Source organism: Microbacterium sp. NPDC056057, assembly GCF_042266945.1.
In the GTDB taxonomy this organism is placed as follows: domain Bacteria; phylum Actinomycetota; class Actinomycetes; order Actinomycetales; family Microbacteriaceae; genus Microbacterium; species Microbacterium trichothecenolyticum_C.
Window position 1 is genome coordinate 147,443 of sequence record NZ_JBHJWS010000003.1, and the last position, 17,357, is coordinate 164,799.

The following is a 17,357-nucleotide window of genomic DNA, read 5'->3' on the forward strand; positions in this document are numbered from 1 at the left end:
GCGAAACGATGAGCACCACAGTCCCGTCCGCGCCCGCCGCGGAGACCGCGCGCCGCGGCTCTCCGCTGAAGATCGAGGGCCTCGGCCTGCAGATCGGCGGCGCGACGATCCTCAAGGACGTCGAGCTCGACGTCGCCGCCGGCTCCCTCGTGGGCGTCATCGGTCCCAACGGCGCCGGCAAGACCACGCTCTTCAACGTGATCTCGGGGCTCATGAAGCCCACTGCCGGCCGTGTCGTGCTGGACGATCGAGACATCACGACGGCGTCGGTGCCGGCGCGGGCGCGGGCGGGGCTGGGTCGCACTTTCCAGACGTCGAGCCTCTTCCCCAAGCTGTCGGTGCTCGAGAACGTGCGCCTGGCGGCCCAGGTGTCGCTGGGCGGCTCCGGCTCTCTCCTGCGCTTCCCGAAGCGGACGGATGCCGCCACCGAGCTCGCGCTGACGAAGCTCGAGGTCGTGGGACTCAGCCACAAGCGCGAAGCGCTCGCGGGCGACATCTCGCACGGCGACAAGCGCAAGCTCGAGATCGCGGTGCTGCTGGCGACGGAGGCGAGCATCGTGCTGCTCGATGAGCCCATGGCGGGCGTGGCCTCGGGCGACGTCTCCGGGCTCGTCGAGAACATCCGCGACATGCAGCGCGAGAAGGGCTGCACGCTGCTGATGGTGGAGCACCACATCGACGTGCTGATGGGCCTCGTCGAGAAGGTCGCCGTCATGTACTTCGGCACGATCATCGCGTACGACACGCCGCAGCGGATCATGGAGAACCCTCTCGTGCAGAGCGCCTACCTGGGCACCGGATCGGCGGGGGAGGCGGCATGAGCGGGGAGTCTGTTCTGACCGTCCGAAACCTCCGGTGCACGATCGCGGGCCAGCAGGTCGTCGAGGACGTCTCGTTCGACGTGCCCGCCACCGGCATCACCGCACTGCTCGGCCGCAACGGTGTCGGGAAGACCTCGACCCTGCGCGGCATCCTCGGCCTCATCTCCCGTCGCGGCGAGGTGACCCTCGCGGGCGACCGCATCGACGGGCTTCCCACGCATCGCATCGTGCGGCGCGGCGTCGGGTACGTGCCGGAGGACCGCGAGGTCTTCTCGAAGCTCACCGTCGCCGAGAACCTCGCCCTGGCCGAACGTCAGCGGAACCCTCGGCGCGAGTTCGTCGCAGAGCTGTTCCCCGATCTCGTCGCGCGCCGCGACCAGCAGGCGGGCACGCTCTCGGGCGGCCAGCAGCAGATGGTGTCGGTCGCGCGGGCGCTGCTCAACGACAACCGGCTCCTCCTCGTCGACGAGCCGACGAAGGGCCTCGCGCCGAAGATCGTGACCGAGGTCGCCGACGCGCTCCAGGAGGCGTCGAAGACCGTCCCCATCCTCCTCGTCGAGCAGAACCTCGAGGTCGTGCGCCGCCTCGCCGATGATGCCGTCGTCATCGCCGGCGGGCGCGTCGCGCACGTCGGCAAGGCGCGCGACCTCCTCGACGACGAAGACCTCACCCGCCGCCTCCTCGGCGTCCACGTGGAGCACGCTTCATGAGCACCCTCGTCCTCACCCTCATCACCGGCGTCGGTCTCGGAGCCCTCTACTTCCTCGTCGCCAGTGGCCTGAGCCTCATCTACGGCCTCATGCACGTGCTCAACTTCGCGCACGGCGCGTTCCTCACCCTGAGCGCGTTCATGGGCTGGATGGTCGCGCAGGCGCTCGGCACCGACTCGTGGGGATCCTTCCTGCTGTCGGTCCTCGTCGGCGCGGGCGTGGGCGCCGTGTTCGCGACCCTCACCGAACTCGTGCTCATCCGGCCGCTGTACGAGCGGCACATCGAGCAGGTGCTCGTCACGGTCGGCCTGTCGTTCGCGGCCGTGGCGCTGTTCGAGGGGATCTGGGGCACCGACCCGATCCACATCGGGGGACCCCCGTGGCTCAAGCAGACGACCGACGTGCTCGGCGCCCGCATCCCCAACACCTACTGGGTGCTGATGATCGCGGCCGTGCTCGTGCTCGCGGCCCTCGTGCTGTTCCTGCAGAAAACGCGCTACGGCATGATCATCCGGGCCGGCGTCGAGAACCGCTCGATGGTGACGGCGCTCGGCATCGACGTCCGTCGCTCGTTCACCCTCGTCTTCGCCATCGGCGGCGCGGCAGCGGGAATCGGCGGCGTGCTGGCGATGCACTACTCGACCTTCGTGTCGGCGCACCTCGGGCAGACGCTCCTCATCTTCGCGTTCATCGTCACCGTCGTCGGCGGCCTCGGCTCGCTCACCGGTGCGGCGGTGGCGTCCGTCCTCGTCGCGGTGCTGCAGCAGTTCGCGAACTTCTACCTCGGCGGCACCGGGGACTTCATCGTCGTGATCCTGCTGGCCCTCGTGCTGCTGGTCCGCCCGACCGGACTCCTGGGGAGGAAGGCATGACCCTTCGACAGTCTCAGGAACCGGGGGCGGCGCCGGAGCGCCGCATCCGCCGCTTCCTTCCCGCCGTTGTGGGCGTCGTCCTCGTCGCGTTCATGGCGATGCTGCCGCTGCTCAACCTCTCGCTCCCGGGCATCCTGCCCACGCCGACGTACATGCCCGGCACCCTCGCGCTGCTGTCCCTCTGCATGGTGTTCGCCGCGCTCGCGCTGTCGTACAACCTGCTGCTCGGGTCGGGCGGGATGCTGTCGTTCGGCCACGCCCTCTACTTCGGCGCCGGCGCGTACGGTCTGGGCATCGCGCTCGAGCACTTCGGCGTGCCGCTGTGGCCCGGCGTGTTCATCGCGCTGATCGGCGGCATGGTGATCGCGCTCGTGACAGGCGCGGTGTCGATGCGGGTCTCGGGCATCCCCTTCGCGATGGTGACGCTGGCGTTCGCGCAGGCGGGTTCGGTGCTGGTGCGCCGCAACTCGCAGGTCACCGGCGGCGAGGAGGGACTCAGCCTCAACACGGCGCAGGTGCCCGACTTCCTCATCGGGGTCGTCAACACCCGCAACCTGTACTGGTTCACGCTCGTGGTGCTCGTCCTGGTGTATCTCGTGGTGCTGTGGGTCGACACGTCGCGCCTGGGGCATCTCGCCCGAGCGACGCGCGAGAACGAGCAGCGCGTGCGTGTGCTGGGCCTGTCGCCCTACCGGGTCCGGCTCATCGTGTTCGTCATCGCGGCGGGTCTCGCGAGCCTCGCCGGAGTCGCGTACATGCTCCTGCAGTCGGGCACCGTTCCCCGGTCGGTCTCCGCCGACCTCACGATCACGGTCCTGGTGATGGTGGTGCTGGGTGGCGTCGGATTCCGCTGGGGTGCCATCGTGGGCGGTGTGCTCTACACGCTGCTCGATCAGCGGCTCACCGTGCTCGCCGGCTCCGAGGCGATCGCCGGGCTTCCCGACGTGCTGCGGATCCCGCTGTCGGAGCCGCTCTTCCTCCTCGGGGTGCTCTTCATCATCGTGGTGATGTTCCTCCCGGGAGGCATCGCGGGCACCATCGACGCCGCGGTCCGCCGTCGGCGCGGAGAGAAGGTCCGTGGGTCGCTGCGGCAGCTCGACGACGCCGACGAGTCCGCCGAAGACCCCGTCGAGGTGCGCGCGTGAGCTGGACCGCCGACCCCGACATCGACGACGGGCCCCACACCGTCGGCAGGTGGATCGTGGACCGCGCGACCCGCTCACCCGAGCGCATCGCGATCGACGACCGCGGAGTGACGACCGACTATGCCACCCTCGCCGCCCGCTCGTCGGAGCTCGCCGACCGACTGCGCCACGCGGGCTACGCGCCGGGCGACCGCATCGCGACCGTGTCGGGCAATTCCACCGACCACGTCGTGGCGTTCTTCGCGTGCGCGATCGCGGGCATCGCCTTCGTACCGCTGTCGTGGCGGCTCACGCCGCGCGAGCTCGCCGATGTCCTCACCCGCTCCGCGCCGGCGCTGGTGCTGATCGAAGACGAGCATGCTGCCCTCGCGGGCGAGGCGCTGCGCATCGCGGCCGTCGCCCCGCCGGTCTCTGTGCTCGGCACGACCGGCGTCGAAGCGGGGACTGTGCCCCGCGCAGCGAACCGGGTGACCCGCCGACCGGTGCGCGACGACGACCCGCTGCTCGTGATCTTCACGTCGGGGAGCGAAGCCGCGCCGAAGGGCGTCGTGCTCACGCACGCGAACTGCTTCTGGAACAACCTGGCGCTCGCGCAGGCGCTGCCGCTCACGCAGGACGACGTCGTGCTCGCGATGCTGCCGCAGTTCCACGTCGCGGCGTGGAACTGTCAGCCGCTGCTCGCGTGGTGGGTCGGCGCGACGGTCGTGCTCGAGCGGTCGTTCCAGCCGGCGCGCGTGCTGCAGCTCATCGCTGACCGCAAGGTCACCGCGATGATGGGCGTGCCGACGCAGTACGCGCTGCTCGCGGGCGACCGCGACTGGATCAGCACGGATGCCGCGTCCCTGCGCCTGGCTCTCGTCGGTGGCGCGACGATGCCGGTGGAGCTGCAGGAGGAGTGGACGGCGCGGGGGATCCCGCTCACCCAGGGGTACGGGCTCACCGAGGCGGCACCCAACGTGCTGCACCTGCCGGCCGACGAGTCGATCGAGGCGCCGGGCGCCGTCGGGCGGCCGTACCCGCACGTGTCGGTGCGGATCGTCGATCCGGGCTCGGGGCTCGCACTGGAGGGCGAGGCCGCCGGCGAGCTGTGGGTGCGCGGTCCGAGCGTCTTCGCCGGCTATCTCGACGACGACGATGCGACGGCTCGTGCGATGAGCGGCGAATGGCTGCGCACCGGCGATCTGGCGTTGCGCGACGCGTCCGGCGTCTACCGGATCGTCGATCGCCTGAAGGACATCTTCATCTCGGGCGGCGAGAACGTCGCGCCCGCGGAGGTCGAGTACGCGCTGTGTCTGCACCCGCTCATCGGGGAGGCGGCCGTCGTCGGCGTGCCCGATGCGGTGTGGGGCGAGCGGGGCGTCGCGTTCGTGGTGCCTGTGTCGGGGGCCGCGCTGTCGGTCGACGAGGTGCTGGCCCACGCGCGACGCAACCTTGCCGCCTTCAAGATCCCGGTCCACGTGGAGTTCGTCGACACGCTGCCGCGGTCGACCATCGAGAAGCTCGCACGATCCCGTCTGCGCGAAGAGGCCAGGCTGCTGGTCGAACGGCGGCGGGAGCAGGAAGATCGTGCGGGGGAGCGCGTGCACGGAGTGGTGCACGAGCGTACGAAGGGGGAATCCCGATGAGCATGTCCGACGAAATCGTCGACCGCGAAGGGGAGCTGGTGTCGTCCGCCACCGGACGCCCCCTCACCAAGCGCGGCGAGGCGACCCGGCGCCGCCTGCTCGAGGCGGCGGAGCTCGTGTTCGCCGAGCAGGGGTACCACGAGGCATCCATCGTCAAGATCACGGAGCGGGCGGGTATCGGACTCGGCACGTTCTACCTGTATTTCGACAGCAAGCAGGCGATCTTCGAGGCGCTCGTGCTCGACCTCAACCGCCGCGTGCGCCATTCGATGTCGGAGGCGATGGCCGGCGCATCCGGTCGCCTCGAAGCGGAGCGTGCGGGGTTCGCGGGGTTCTTCCGGTTCACCGCCGAGCACCCCGCGCTGTACCGGGTCGTGCGCGAGGCGGAGTTCGTCTCGCCCGAGGTGCTGCGCACGCACTACACGCGCATCGTCGAGGGCTATGAGGCCGGCCTGCGCGCGGCGCAGGCGACAGGCGACGTCGATCGCGCCCTCGACCCCGAGACGACGGCTTGGGCCCTCATGGGCATGGGCGAGCTCATCGGCATGCGGTTCCTGCTGTGGGAGCGCGACGCCGAGGGCAAGCCGCCTGCGCAGCTCGACCCGGTGGTGTTCGCCGGCATGACCCGGTTCATCGACAACGCCCTCGCGCCGCGAGCGGACGACACAGGAAAGGAAGCCTGATGGCGGAGCAGGATCTCGCGGGCAAGCGCGCCCTCGTCACCGGTGGGGCGAGCGGCATCGGCCTCGCCTGCGCGCACGAGTTCGCGGCGCGCGGCGCGCACGTCATCATCGCGGACCTGAACGCGGATGCCGCGACGGATGCCGCCACCGCCGTCGGCGGTGAGTCCTGGGCCGTCGACCTCGCCGACACCGCCGCGCTCGATGACCTGACCCTCGACATCGACATCCTCGTGAACAACGCCGGCATCCAACGGGTCGCCCCGATCACGGAGTTCGATCCGGACGCCTTCCGGCTCATCGTCCGGCTCATGCTGGAGTCGCCGTTCCTGCTCATCCGCGCGGCGCTCCCGGCGATGTATGAGCGCGGATGGGGCCGAGTGATCAACATCTCGAGCGCCCACGGCCTGCGGGCGAGTGCGTTCAAGTCGGCGTACGTCTCCGCGAAGCACGGGCTCGAGGGGCTGTCGAAGGTGACGGCGCTCGAGGGCGCCCCGCACGGCGTGACGAGCAACTGCATCAACCCCGCCTACGTGCGCACACCGCTCGTGGAGAAGCAGATCGCTGACCAGGCCGCCGTGCACGGGATCGCGGAGAGCGAAGTCGTCGAGAAGATCATGCTCACCGAGAGCGCGGTGAAGCGGCTCGTCGAAGCCGACGAGGTCGCGTCGCTGGCCGGATGGCTCGTGTCGGACAAGGCCGGCATGGTCACGGGAGCCTCGTACACGATGGACGGCGGATGGACGGCGCGGTGAACCACGAGTATCGGACGGTCGACGTTCCCGTCGACGGCGGCGCGCTGCGCGCGGGAGTCTGGGAGCCGGCGAAAGCCGGTCCCGGCGCTCCGACCGTGCTGCTGGTGCACGGGGTGACGGCCTCGCACCTGGCGTGGCCGTTCGTCGTGGAGCGCCTCCCGGGAGTGCGCATCGTCGCGCCCGATCTGCGCGGGCGCGGGCGCAGCAACGGCATCGACGGTGCTGCGGGGATGGCCGCACACGCGGCGGACCTCAGTGCGCTGCTCGGTGCGCTCGGCATCGACCGCACCGTGGTCGTCGGGCATTCGATGGGCGGGTTCGTGTCCGTCGTGTTCGCGCACCTCCACCCCGAGCGCGTCTCGCGGCTGCTGCTCGTCGACGGCGGGCTGCCGCTCGACGTCCCGGCGGGGCTCAGCACCGACGAGCTCGTCGCCGGCATCCTCGGCCCGACCGCGGCGCGCCTGTCGATGAGGTTCGCAGACACCGGGGAGTACCTGGGCTTCTGGCGGCAGCATCCGGCCTTCGCCGGCGGTTGGACGCCCGAGCTCGAACGCTATCTCGCGTACGACCTCGTCGACGACGGGGCGGGCGCGTTCCGCCCCGCGACGAGCTACGCGACGACCGCCGACGACACCCTCGACATGAACACGGGCGACGCCCTGCCGGCGGCGCTCGCCGGGCTGCAGCATCCGACCCGCCTCATCACCGTGCCCCGCGGCCTGCAGAACGAGCCGCCTGGCCTGTACGCCCCGGAACACCTCGCGCGATTGCTCTCGGAGTACCCGGCGGTCGAGCACGAGCGGATCGACGGCTTCAACCACTACACGATCGTGATGTCGCCGTCCGGGGCCGATGTGGTCGCCGCCGCGGTCCGCGAGGAGCTCGCGGCGCGGGTATGACCGAGTAGTGCGAGCGCCCGGCGGCGTGCGATGTCCGCATGCCGCCGGGCGCTGTGCCGCGTTCGGGCTACTTCGTCTTGAACTGTGCCTTCAGCGTCGTTCCATCCGCCGTGGTCAGTGTCACCTGGTAGCACTTGCCGGCGTTCTTCGGCGTCGCCCAGTTCTGGATCCACTGGTGTGCCGTCGCGTCATACCGCAGCGTCGTGCCGCCGGTGGTCGTGAACAGATCGTCGCTCTGCACGTCACTCAGATCGCACTTGATCTCGCGCGCGGCGAATGAGGCGCCCAGCTTCGCAGCGTCGGTCAGCTCCGTCGCGCCGGCGAACGCCGTGAACTTGAGCGGAACCGTCGAACCCCCCTTGACGATGTTGATGACTGTGTCGCCCATGTCGACCGGCTTGAAGAAGCCGTTCAACGTCCAGGCGGCGATCGCGAACGTCTTCGTGTCGTCGTCCGGGAGGTGGTTCGCGTCGCCGTCATACTTCGCGTATGCCTTCGCCGCATTGCCCGCCAGCTTGTTGTCGGTGTAGGTCGGCGTCAGAGTCAGCTGCAGGCCGCCTGCACCGGTGACCTCCGCCGAGCACGGCTCGATCGGGGATCCGGTGGCCATGACCGGCGCAGACGGGCATGTCACCGTGACGGTGGACGGAGCCTTGGCGATCTGGAACGTTGCGCCGGCCGTGGCTCCGGTGTGGTTGTCGTCACCGCTCCACACGGCCGAGATGCTCGCCGTGCCGGCCTCCGTGTTGTCGGAGTACGTGACGGGGATTGTGAACGAGGATAGGCCCGCTCCCGAGACCGTCGCGGTGCATGGGGTCAGCGCGCTGCCCGTGTACACCGCACCGGAAGTGCAGGACAGACCGATCAGCGACGACGCCTTTTCGATCGTGAAGTGCCCGGCGTCATCGCTGCCGTCATGGTTCCCGTCGCCGGCGTACGCGGCGGAAGCGGTGGCGGTGCCGACGTAGAAGTTGTCGGCGTACGTGACTGTCAGCGCCCTGTTGAGCCCGCCCGCTCCGGTCACTGTGGCCGTGCACGGTGCGATGGCCGAGCCGGTGAAGACCTTCGACGACGGACAGGTGACTTCCGTGATCGAGACCGCCCTGGCGATCGCGAAGGTCGTCGACGACTCGCTCGACGTGTGGTTCGCGTCACCCGCCCAGGAAGCGGCGGCGTCGGCCTGTCCCGCATCCGTGTTCCTGGCGTACGTGACGGTGACCGTGAACGGGGTCAGGCCGGCGCCGGAGACCGTCGCCGTGCACGGGGTCAGCGCGCTGCCCGTGTACACGGCACCGGGCGTGCACGACAGAGCGACCGACGATGACGCCTTCTCGATGCGGAACCCACCTTCGGCGGTGCTGCCGTCGTGGTTGTCGTCGCCGTCCCACTTCGCTGCGGCGGTGGCGTCACCGGCGTACATGTTGGCCGCGTAGTCGACCTCGATTCCGAAATCGGCGAGACCGGCGCCGGACACCGTTGCAGCGCACGGGGTCAGCGGCTCACCGGTGAACACCACGGATTCGGGGCAGCCCAGCGAGATCTTCGACGCGGCCTTATCGATGTGGAAGCCGCCGTTCGCGCTGCTGCCGACGTGGTTGTCGTCGCCGCCCCACGAGGCGGTGGCGGTCGCGTGTCCCGCGTTCGTGTTGTCCGCGTAGCCCACGTCGATCCCGAACTCCGTGACGCCGACGGCAGAGACCTTCGCCGTGCAGGGAGTCTGTGCGACACCCGTGAAGACCACGGACGCAAGACACGACAGCTCCACCGCAGACGTCGCCTTGTCGATCACGAACGACGACGTGTCGTTGCTCGGCTCGTGGTTGGCATCACCTGCAAAGACAGCCGACACGGAGGCGACTCCCGCTCCGGTGTTGTCGCTGTACGACGGGATGACTGCCTGGTCCAGGCCGCCGGCACCCGTGGCCTTCGCCGTGCACGGCGTGATCGGCGAGCCCGTGTAGGTGTGGGGCGTCGTGCAGGCGATGTCGGTCGTCGACGGTGCCTTGGCGATCCCGAAGGTGGTCGACGCAGTGCTTCCCGTGTGGTTGCCATCGCCGGTGTACGAAGCGCTCGCGGTCGCCGTTCCTGCGCCGGTGTTGTCGCTGTAGTGGACGGTCACCGGCTTGTCGAGGCCGCCGGCGCCCGTGACGGTCGCCGAGCACGGCTCGTGGGCGGTGCCGTCGTAGACGACATCCGAGCAGAGGATGGAGATCGAGGACGCGGCTGGGCCGATCGCGATCACGGCCGAGCCCGACAGCGACGCGTAGTTCTGCAACGCGAAGTCCCAACTGGCGGTGCCGCCGGGCACGTCGATGAACGACGCACCGAGGTGGAGGCCGCCGCTGACGTCGGCGTCGTTGAGTCCGGTACACGACCCGGTCGCTCCGTGGGCGAGTCCGTCGTAATCACCCGTGAACCCGATGACGGCACAGCTCGCCGCGGCGCCCAGGATCGTGAACGTCTTGCTGTCCGTCGAGCCGGCGTGGTTTGCGTCGCCCGCGAACGTGGCCGCCGCGCCCGCAGTTCCGGTGTTCGTGTTCGCGGTGTACGTCGGGGTGAGCGCCTGGCTCAGCCCTCCGGCACCGGTGACGCCGGCGGTGCACGGCGTGAGCGGTGCGCCCGTGTACGTCGCCGAAGCCGGGCAAGACACGGTCGTGATCGACGACGCCTTGGTGATCGCGAACGTCGCGCTGCCGCTGCTGCCGTTGCGCGTCGTATCACCGGCGAAAGTGGCGGACGCGGTCACCGAGCCCACCGCGGTATTAGCGGAGTAGCTGACGGGAAGGGACTGCGAGAATCCGTTCGCACCGGTCACGGTGGCCGAGCAGGGGGTGATGGGCTGCCCGGTGTAGACCACCGACGCCGGGCACGACACCGTGGTCGTCGTAGTGGTCTTGCAGCCGACGGTCTTCCAGGTGACGCTCTGCGTGACTTGCCGGGTGATCGAGTTGCCGCTGGTGTTGTCGCCGGTCCCGGAATAGGTCACGGATCCGGTGAAGGTTCCGGCGACGGTTCCGGCAGTGAGAGTGACGGTCGCGGTCGCACCGGGCGAGAGGGTGTTGTTGCCGTACGCAGTCTCCCAGTTGGAGGGCAGCGTGATATTGCCCACGTCGCCCGCGGCGACGCTGACCGACAGCGGCGCGGTCGTTGCGGCGGTGATGTCGACCACCTCGCCGTTGGCGAACACCTGTCCGCCGCCGTTGTTGTTGTCGTTGTTGTTGTTGTTATTGCCGCCGTGACCGTTGCTCTGCACGTAGACGGCCACCTGGCGGCCTGTCGTAGTGCCGCATGTCACGTCGCCGAAGTCGAGCACGGCCTGTGTGCCGGCCTTCAGGAGATCACCGTCGACCTCGAGATTGTCGGCATACGCCGCGCCGGCTATCGAAACCAGAAGTGCTGACACCGCCAGAGCGATTGCGGACAGCACAGACGTCCGTTGTTTCATTGGTCCCTCCCCAGGGGTACTGCTCCCCGAAGAGGCCCCTATGCCGCTCGGGTTGCGATCAACATATCCGACGCGCGCTGAATCTCATCCGGAACTGTGCGCAACTTAGCCGCGTCCTGAGGAGCGCTGCAGACCCGAGGACCGCAGGGGACGCTTTCAGCGCGACGCGGCGATGCGGGTCGTGAGCTGGTGTGCGTGGGCGAGGAGTGTGCGGCCGAGCTCGGGAAGGCGGTCGGGGCCGAAGCGGAATTCGACGCCCGTGAGGCTCAATGCCCACTGCGGGTGGCCCTCGCGTGTGAAGACCGCGGCGCCGATGCCATACGAGCCCTCGACGATGAGCCCGGGGTTGACGGCGTAGCCGCGCTCCTGGGTGTCGCGCAAGCGCGTGCGCAGCCGCTGCTCGCCGTGTGAGGCGCCCCATCGATCCGAGAGCTCCGGGTGACGCTCGAAGTAGGCGTCCACATCGTGGGGCGGGAGGAACGACAGGATCGCGAGCCCCGCGGAGGCGACGCCGAGCGGGAATCGCACGCCCTCCGACAGCACGAACGAGCGGATCGGGAAGCTGCCCTCCTCGCGCAGCAGGCACACGGTCTCGTCGCCGCGGCGCACGGACAGGAACGCGCTCTCTTCGGTGCGGACGGCCAGCGAGCGCACGATGTCGCGCGCGACAGTGGTGATGTCGTACCGGGATGCTGCGACCGTGCCCATCAGGTACAGCTCCGGTCCGGGCATCCAGCGGCCGGTGCGCTCATCCTGATCCACCAGGCCCTCGTGGCGCAGCGCGGTGAGGAGCCGGTGCGTCGTCGGGCGGGTGAGGTCGGCGCGGCGAGCGAGCTCGGCCACCGGCATCCCGTCATCTCCACCCGAGGTCACCAGTCGCAGGAGCTGGGCCGCGCGGGCGATCGATTGGGCTCCGGGAACGGTGCGCTTGGCTACGGTGTCCACAATATGGACGCTACGGCGCGGGGTGGCCACATGGCAAGCGGGGTGGTGGCGGTTCGCCCCGTCGAGCCGGACGATGGAAGCCGAGCGACCGGAATGCGAAGGAGCACAATGATCGACAAGACCTGGGGATCGGCGGCGGAGGCCGTCGCCGACATCCCCGACGGAGCGTCTCTCGCGGTGGGAGGGTTCGGGCTGTCCGGCAACCCCATCGCGCTCATCGAGGCGCTGCTCGCACAGGGGACGAGCGACCTCAGCATCGTGAGCAACAACTGCGGCGTCGACGACTGGGGGCTCGGCATCCTCCTGAACGCCAAGCGCATCCGGAAGATGACCTCCTCGTACGTCGGCGAGAACAAGGAGTTCGAGCGGCAGTTCCTCTCGGGCGAGCTCGAGCTCGAGCTGACCCCGCAGGGCACGCTCGCCGAGAAGCTCCGCGCCGGCGGATCGGGCATCGCCGCGTTCTACACCCAGACCGGCGTCGGCACGCAGGTCGCCGAGGGCGGACTGCCGCGGCGCTACGCCGCCGACGGCAGCATCGCGGTCGCGTCGCCGGTCAAGGACGTGCGCGCCTTCGACGTTTCGGGCACACGCCGCGACTACGTCCTGGAAGAGGCCATCGTCACCGACTTCGCGCTCGTGCACGCACTCAAGGGCGATCGTCACGGCAACCTCGTCTTCAACAAGGCCGCACGCAACTTCAACCCGCTCGCCGCCATGGCGGGGCGCGTGTGCATCGCCCAGGTCGAGGAGCTCGTCGAACCGGGTGAGCTCGAGGCCGACAGCATCCACCTCCCCGGCATCTATGTGCACCGCATCGTGGAGGTCGGATCCGACATCGAGAAGCGCATCGAACGGCGCACGGTCTCGGTCGCACAGGCCGCCGCGCGCGAGATGCCGGAAGGAGCCTGACATGCCGCTCACCCGCAACGAGATGGCCGCTCGCGCGGCCGAGGAGCTCGCCGACGGCGCCTACGTCAACCTGGGCATCGGCCTGCCGACCCTGGTGCCGAACTTCGTGCCCGAGGGCGTGACCGTCGTGCTGCAGTCCGAGAACGGCATCCTGGGTGTCGGGCCGTACCCGACCGAGGGGAACGTCGACCCCGACCTCATCAATGCCGGAAAGGAGACGGTGACGACCCTGCCCGGAGCCGCTTTCTTCGACTCGGCGACGAGCTTCGGGATGATCCGCGGCGGCAAGATCGACGCCGCGATCCTCGGCGCGATGCAGGTGTCGGCGACAGGCGACCTGGCCAACTGGATGATCCCCGGAAAGATGGTGAAGGGACCGGGCGGCGCGATGGATCTGGTGCACGGCGCCGCGAAGGTGATCGTGCTGATGGAGCACGTCGCCAAGGACGGCTCGGCGAAGATCGTGAACGAGTGCTCGCTGCCCCTCACCGGACGCGGGGTGGTCGACCGCATCATCACGGACCTTGCCGTCATAGACGTGACGGACGCCGGACTCGTGCTGGTCGAGACGGCCCCGGGCGTCACCGTGGAAGAGGTCATCGCGGCCACAGAACCGGAGCTGACGGTCGCCGTCGGAGAGAGAATCGAAGCATGAACCACGACGACGTCGTCATCGTCGCCGCTGCGCGCACTCCGCAGGGGCGGCTGAAGGGCCAGCTGGCTCCGCTCACGGCGGTGCAGTTGGGCAGCGCCGCGATCAAGGGTGCTCTCGAGAAGGGCGGCATCCCCGCCGATGCCGTGGACGCGGTCCTCGTCGGTCAGGTGCTCGCGGCCGGGAGCGGGCAGAACCCCGCGCGTCAGGCGGCAGTCGGCGCCGGCATCGGGTGGGACGTCCACTCCAGCTCGGTGAACAAGGTGTGCCTCTCCGGCCTCACGGCCATCATCGACGGCGCGCGCATGCTCGCGGTGGGTGACGCGACGGTCGTGGTCGCCGCCGGCATGGAGTCGATGACCCGCGCCCCGCACCTGCTCATGGGCTCGCGTGACGGCTGGGCCTACGGCTCGATCGAGGTGCTCGACCACATGGCGTTCGACGGGCTCACCGACGCCTACGACCGCGAGAGCATGGGCGCGTCTACCGAGCGCCACAACGAGCGGCTCGAGGTGACGAGGCAAGCTCAGGATGCCGTCGCCGCGAGGTCGCATCAGCGCGCGGCCGCCGCGCAGGCCGAGGGGCTCTTCGACGCTGAGATCGTGCCGGTCGAGATCCCTCAGCGCAAGGGCGATCCCGTCGTCGTGACGAAGGACGAGGGCGTGCGCCCCGAGACCACCGTCGAGACCCTCGCGGGCCTGCGCCCGGCCTTCGCGTCGAGCGGGTCGATCACGGCGGGCAACTCGTCGCAGATCTCGGACGGCGCGTCCGCGGTCGTGCTGACGACGCGCTCGCACGCCGACGAGAACGGCTGGAATGTGCTCGCGGTCGTCGGCGCGTCCGGCCAGGTCGCCGGCCCCGACAATTCGCTGCACTCGCAGCCCGCTCGGGCGATCGAGAAGGCGCTGGCCAAGCAGGGCATCGCCGCGAGCGACCTCGACATCGTCGAGATCAACGAGGCGTTCGGCGCCGTGGTCGTGCGTTCGCAGGCCGAGCTCGGCCTCTCGGACGACGTGGTCAACCCGCACGGCGGCGGCATCGCGATCGGACACCCGATCGGGGCGTCCGGCAACCGCCTCGTCGTCCACGCCGTGCACGAACTCGTGCGGCGCGGCGGCGGCACGGCGGCGGTGGCGCTGTGCGGCGGCGGCGGTCAGGGCGACGCGCTGATCCTCACGCGCTGATCACCCTCGACCCGACGACGAAAGCGCCACGGGACCCGGATGGGTCTCGTGGCGCTTGTCTGTGCGGGTCAGGGCTGGATGCGGCGTTTGAGGAGCTTCTTCTCGCGGCCGTGGACGGGGGAGTCGTTCGCGATGAGCTCGCCGCGCGAGGCGCGGCGGACGTCGACGATCGCGCCGATCGCGAGGGCCAGGGAGATGCCCCAGCTGAGCCACCCGAGCGCCATGCGCCACGTGAACGGCTCGTTCTCGCGGAGTCCCCTCATCAACGTCAGCCCGCCGGTGATCGCGGTGAGGATGCCGGTGCCGAAGAGGTACTTGCGCATGGGGCCACGTTAGCGCGGGGCATGCAGGCGCCGCGCGCCTTGACACGGCGCCGTCCGGCGGGTCAAGGGGACTCGGGGGCGACCCAGCGCGCGGTAGCCTGGGCGTGCCGAGTCCACGAAACCGTCAGGAGACCGCGTGACAGAGCCCGCCGCCCACACCGCCGAACTCGTCGTCGTCGCCAACCGACTGCCAGTCGACCGCGTCGCGGACGGGGACGGCGAGCCAGGCTGGCGGCGATCGCCCGGCGGCCTCGTGACGGCGCTCGAGCCGATGATGCGCCGCACCGACGGTGCGTGGGTCGGCTGGCCCGGCCAGCCCGACATCGAGGTCGATCCTTTCGAGTTCGAGGGCACCTACTTGGTGCCCGTGAAGCTCAGCGCCGAAGACGTCGAGCTCTACTACGAGGGCATGTCGAACGACACCTTCTGGCCGCTCTACCACGACGTCATCGCCGAGCCCCGCTACCGCCGGGTGTGGTGGGACTCGTATGTCAAGGTGAACCGGCGGTTCGCGGAATCTGCCGCCGAGGTCGCGGCCCAGGGCGCGACCGTGTGGGTGCAGGACTATCAGCTTCAGCTCGTTCCACAGATGCTCCGCGAGGCGCGCCCCGACCTGACGATCGGCTACTTCCACCACATTCCCTTCCCGGCATACGGCCTCTATTCGCAGCTGCCGTGGCGCCGGCAGGTGCTCGAAGGGCTGCTGGGGGCGGACGTCATCGGCTTCCAGCGTGTGGCGGATGCCGGCAACTTCGCCCGCGCTGTGCGTCGGCAGTTCCGCTACGAGACGAAGGCGTCCGGCATCACCGTCCCCAATCCCGACGGCACGACCCGCCGCGCGCTGGCGAAGGCGTTCCCGATCTCGATCGATGCCTCGTCGTACGTGGAACTCGCTCAGCGGGATGACGTGAAGGCGCGCGCGAAGGAGATCCGCGAGAGCCTGGGGAATCCGAGGAAGATCCTGCTCGGCGTCGATCGGCTGGATTACACCAAGGGCATCCGTCACCGCATGAAGGCATTCGGCGAGCTGCTGGAAGACGGCCGCATCACGGTCGAGGACGTGACGCTCGTGCAGGTCGCGAGTCCCAGCCGGGAGCGGGTGGCGGCCTATATGCAGCTGCGGGACGAGATCGAGCTCACCGTGGGTCGCATCAACGGCGACCACGACACGATGGGCCACACGGCGATCCGCTACCTCCACCAGGCGTATCCGCGGGAGGAGATGGTGGCACTGTTCATGGCTGCCGACGTCATGCTGGTCACCGCCCTTCGCGACGGAATGAACCTCGTCGCGAAGGAGTACGTCGCTGCGCGGATCGACAACCGGGGCGTGCTCGTGCTGAGCGAGTTCGCCGGTGCCGCCGACGAGCTCCCGAGCGCGGTGCGGATCAATCCGCACGACATCGACGGCATGAAGGATGCCATCATGCGCGCCATCGAGATGCCTCCGGCCGAGCAGGGCCGTCGCATGCGGGCGCTGCGGCGGAAGGTGCTCGAGAATGACGTCGCGCGATGGTCGCAGTCGTTCCTCGACGCGCTCGACGGGGCGCGTGAGCGGAACAGGTTCCCCGCGCTCAACAAGGCAGCAGGGGCCCGCGCATGACCGTCGACCCGCTCGCCGCCGAGGCGATCGACAAGCTCGCAGCATCCGATCGCCTTCTCGTCGCCCTCGATTTCGACGGCACCCTGTCGCCGCTCGAGGACGAGCCGATGGACGCACGGATGCTGCCCGCCGCGCGCGAGGCCGTCGACGCCCTGGTCGCGGCGCCTGACACCATCGTCGCCTTCGTATCGGGGCGCAGCCTCGTGGATCTGCGCGTGATCGCCGAGCACGACGACTCGTCGAGGGTGATGCTGGCGGGATCGCACGGAGCAGAGTTCTGGATCCCGGGCGAGGGCGTGGTGAGCCACGGCGAGGATGATGCCGACGTCGCCCTGCGCGACGCCCTCCGTGGCCACGCCGAGGAGGCCACAGCGCACCTCGAGGGCGTCTGGATCGAGCCGAAGACCTTCGGGTTCGGCGTGCACACGCGCCGGGCGACCGCCGCGGCCGCGGCCGAGGCGAACCGCGTCGTCGATGAGATCGTCGCGGCAGAGGCGCCGCATTGGCGCCGTCGCACGGGGCACAACATCGTCGAGTTCGCGTTCCGGCACGAGGGCAAGGACTCCGCCATCGCCGAGCTGCGCGAGCGCGTGGGCGCCACGGCGGTGCTGTTCGCCGGCGACGACGTCACCGACGAGGACGCGCTGGCGAGCCTCGGGGACGGCGACCTCGGCGTGCGCGTGGGGGAGGGTGAGACCGCCGCAGCGGTGCGCGAGCCCGACATCGCGGGTCTCGCCGCTCTGCTGAAGCGCCTGGCCGCTGAGCGCTGTCAGCGCCGGTCTTAGGGAT

The 17,357-nt window shown here is 69.7% G+C and carries 16 protein-coding genes; 13 read left to right on the top strand and 3 right to left on the bottom strand.

The window, feature by feature from the left end; all coding sequences use genetic code 11:
- The first annotated feature begins 8 nt into the window (after positions 1-8).
- Genes ACFC1K_RS12775 through ACFC1K_RS12810 form a run of 8 tightly spaced genes read left to right on the top strand, consistent with a single transcriptional unit; the run spans position 9 to position 7,507 of the window.
- Positions 9-821, top strand: a complete 813-nt coding sequence (locus tag ACFC1K_RS12775) for an ABC transporter ATP-binding protein (RefSeq protein ID WP_375871928.1) — start codon at positions 9-11, stop codon at positions 819-821.
- On the top strand, positions 818-1,531 hold the full coding sequence (locus ACFC1K_RS12780; protein WP_375871929.1) for an ABC transporter ATP-binding protein: 714 nt from the start codon (positions 818-820) through the stop codon (positions 1,529-1,531). Before ACFC1K_RS12775 ends, ACFC1K_RS12780 begins: the two co-directional genes overlap by 4 nt.
- Positions 1,528-2,403 (top strand): branched-chain amino acid ABC transporter permease, encoded by an 876-nt coding sequence (locus tag ACFC1K_RS12785; protein WP_310291422.1) that lies wholly within the window; start codon positions 1,528-1,530, stop codon positions 2,401-2,403. The genes ACFC1K_RS12780 and ACFC1K_RS12785 overlap by 4 nt, the downstream gene beginning before the upstream one ends.
- Positions 2,400-3,548: a branched-chain amino acid ABC transporter permease gene (locus ACFC1K_RS12790; RefSeq protein ID WP_375871930.1), complete on the top strand. Its 1,149-nt coding sequence runs from the start codon at positions 2,400-2,402 to the stop codon at positions 3,546-3,548. The genes ACFC1K_RS12785 and ACFC1K_RS12790 overlap by 4 nt, the downstream gene beginning before the upstream one ends.
- Positions 3,545-5,173, top strand: a complete 1,629-nt coding sequence (locus ACFC1K_RS12795) for a class I adenylate-forming enzyme family protein (protein ID WP_375871931.1) — start codon at positions 3,545-3,547, stop codon at positions 5,171-5,173. Before ACFC1K_RS12790 ends, ACFC1K_RS12795 begins: the two co-directional genes overlap by 4 nt.
- Positions 5,170-5,856 (top strand): TetR/AcrR family transcriptional regulator, encoded by a 687-nt coding sequence (locus ACFC1K_RS12800; protein ID WP_375871932.1) that lies wholly within the window; start codon positions 5,170-5,172, stop codon positions 5,854-5,856. Before ACFC1K_RS12795 ends, ACFC1K_RS12800 begins: the two co-directional genes overlap by 4 nt.
- Entirely contained in the window at positions 5,856-6,608 is a 753-nt protein-coding gene (locus ACFC1K_RS12805; RefSeq protein WP_310291417.1) for a 3-hydroxybutyrate dehydrogenase, read from the top strand. The genes ACFC1K_RS12800 and ACFC1K_RS12805 overlap by 1 nt, the downstream gene beginning before the upstream one ends.
- Positions 6,593-7,507 carry an alpha/beta hydrolase gene (locus ACFC1K_RS12810; RefSeq protein ID WP_310291414.1) on the top strand — a complete coding sequence of 305 codons (915 nt, stop codon included), beginning with the start codon at positions 6,593-6,595 and terminating at the stop codon, positions 7,505-7,507. The genes ACFC1K_RS12805 and ACFC1K_RS12810 overlap by 16 nt, the downstream gene beginning before the upstream one ends.
- 67 nt (positions 7,508-7,574) lie before the next feature.
- On the opposite strand, the gene ACFC1K_RS12815 is transcribed toward ACFC1K_RS12810, so the two are convergent.
- Positions 7,575-10,910 carry a PxKF domain-containing protein gene (locus ACFC1K_RS12815; RefSeq protein ID WP_375871933.1) on the bottom strand — a complete coding sequence of 1,112 codons (3,336 nt, stop codon included), beginning with the start codon at positions 10,908-10,910 and terminating at the stop codon, positions 7,575-7,577.
- Positions 10,911-11,108: 198 nt separating this feature from the next.
- Positions 11,109-11,897 (bottom strand): IclR family transcriptional regulator, encoded by a 789-nt coding sequence (locus ACFC1K_RS12820; RefSeq protein ID WP_375871934.1) that lies wholly within the window; start codon positions 11,895-11,897, stop codon positions 11,109-11,111.
- Positions 11,898-12,005: 108 nt separating this feature from the next.
- Here ACFC1K_RS12820 and ACFC1K_RS12825 point away from each other — a divergent pair, with 108 nt between their 5' ends.
- From ACFC1K_RS12825 to ACFC1K_RS12835, 3 genes are read left to right on the top strand one after another with little or no spacing between them, the layout of a single operon-like run.
- Positions 12,006-12,806, top strand: coding sequence for a CoA transferase subunit A (locus ACFC1K_RS12825; RefSeq protein WP_375871935.1), 801 nt, complete (start codon positions 12,006-12,008; stop codon positions 12,804-12,806).
- A gap of 1 nt (position 12,807) precedes the next feature.
- Positions 12,808-13,461 (top strand): CoA transferase subunit B, encoded by a 654-nt coding sequence (locus tag ACFC1K_RS12830; RefSeq protein ID WP_375871936.1) that lies wholly within the window; start codon positions 12,808-12,810, stop codon positions 13,459-13,461.
- The gene (locus ACFC1K_RS12835; protein ID WP_375871937.1) at positions 13,458-14,642 is read left to right on the top strand and encodes an acetyl-CoA C-acetyltransferase; all 1,185 of its coding nucleotides are present in this window, start codon (positions 13,458-13,460) and stop codon (positions 14,640-14,642) included. The genes ACFC1K_RS12830 and ACFC1K_RS12835 overlap by 4 nt, the downstream gene beginning before the upstream one ends.
- 68 nt (positions 14,643-14,710) lie before the next feature.
- On the opposite strand, the gene ACFC1K_RS12840 is transcribed toward ACFC1K_RS12835, so the two are convergent.
- Complete coding sequence (locus tag ACFC1K_RS12840; protein WP_375871938.1) at positions 14,711-14,965, bottom strand: hypothetical protein; 255 nt, start codon at positions 14,963-14,965, stop codon at positions 14,711-14,713.
- A gap of 136 nt (positions 14,966-15,101) precedes the next feature.
- Between ACFC1K_RS12840 and ACFC1K_RS12845 the strand changes: the two genes are divergently transcribed.
- Complete coding sequence (locus tag ACFC1K_RS12845) at positions 15,102-16,568, top strand: trehalose-6-phosphate synthase (protein ID WP_375871939.1); 1,467 nt, start codon at positions 15,102-15,104, stop codon at positions 16,566-16,568.
- Complete coding sequence (gene otsB / locus ACFC1K_RS12850; RefSeq protein ID WP_310291390.1) at positions 16,565-17,353, top strand: trehalose-phosphatase; 789 nt, start codon at positions 16,565-16,567, stop codon at positions 17,351-17,353. Before ACFC1K_RS12845 ends, otsB begins: the two co-directional genes overlap by 4 nt.
- Positions 17,354-17,357: the final 4 nt, after the last annotated feature.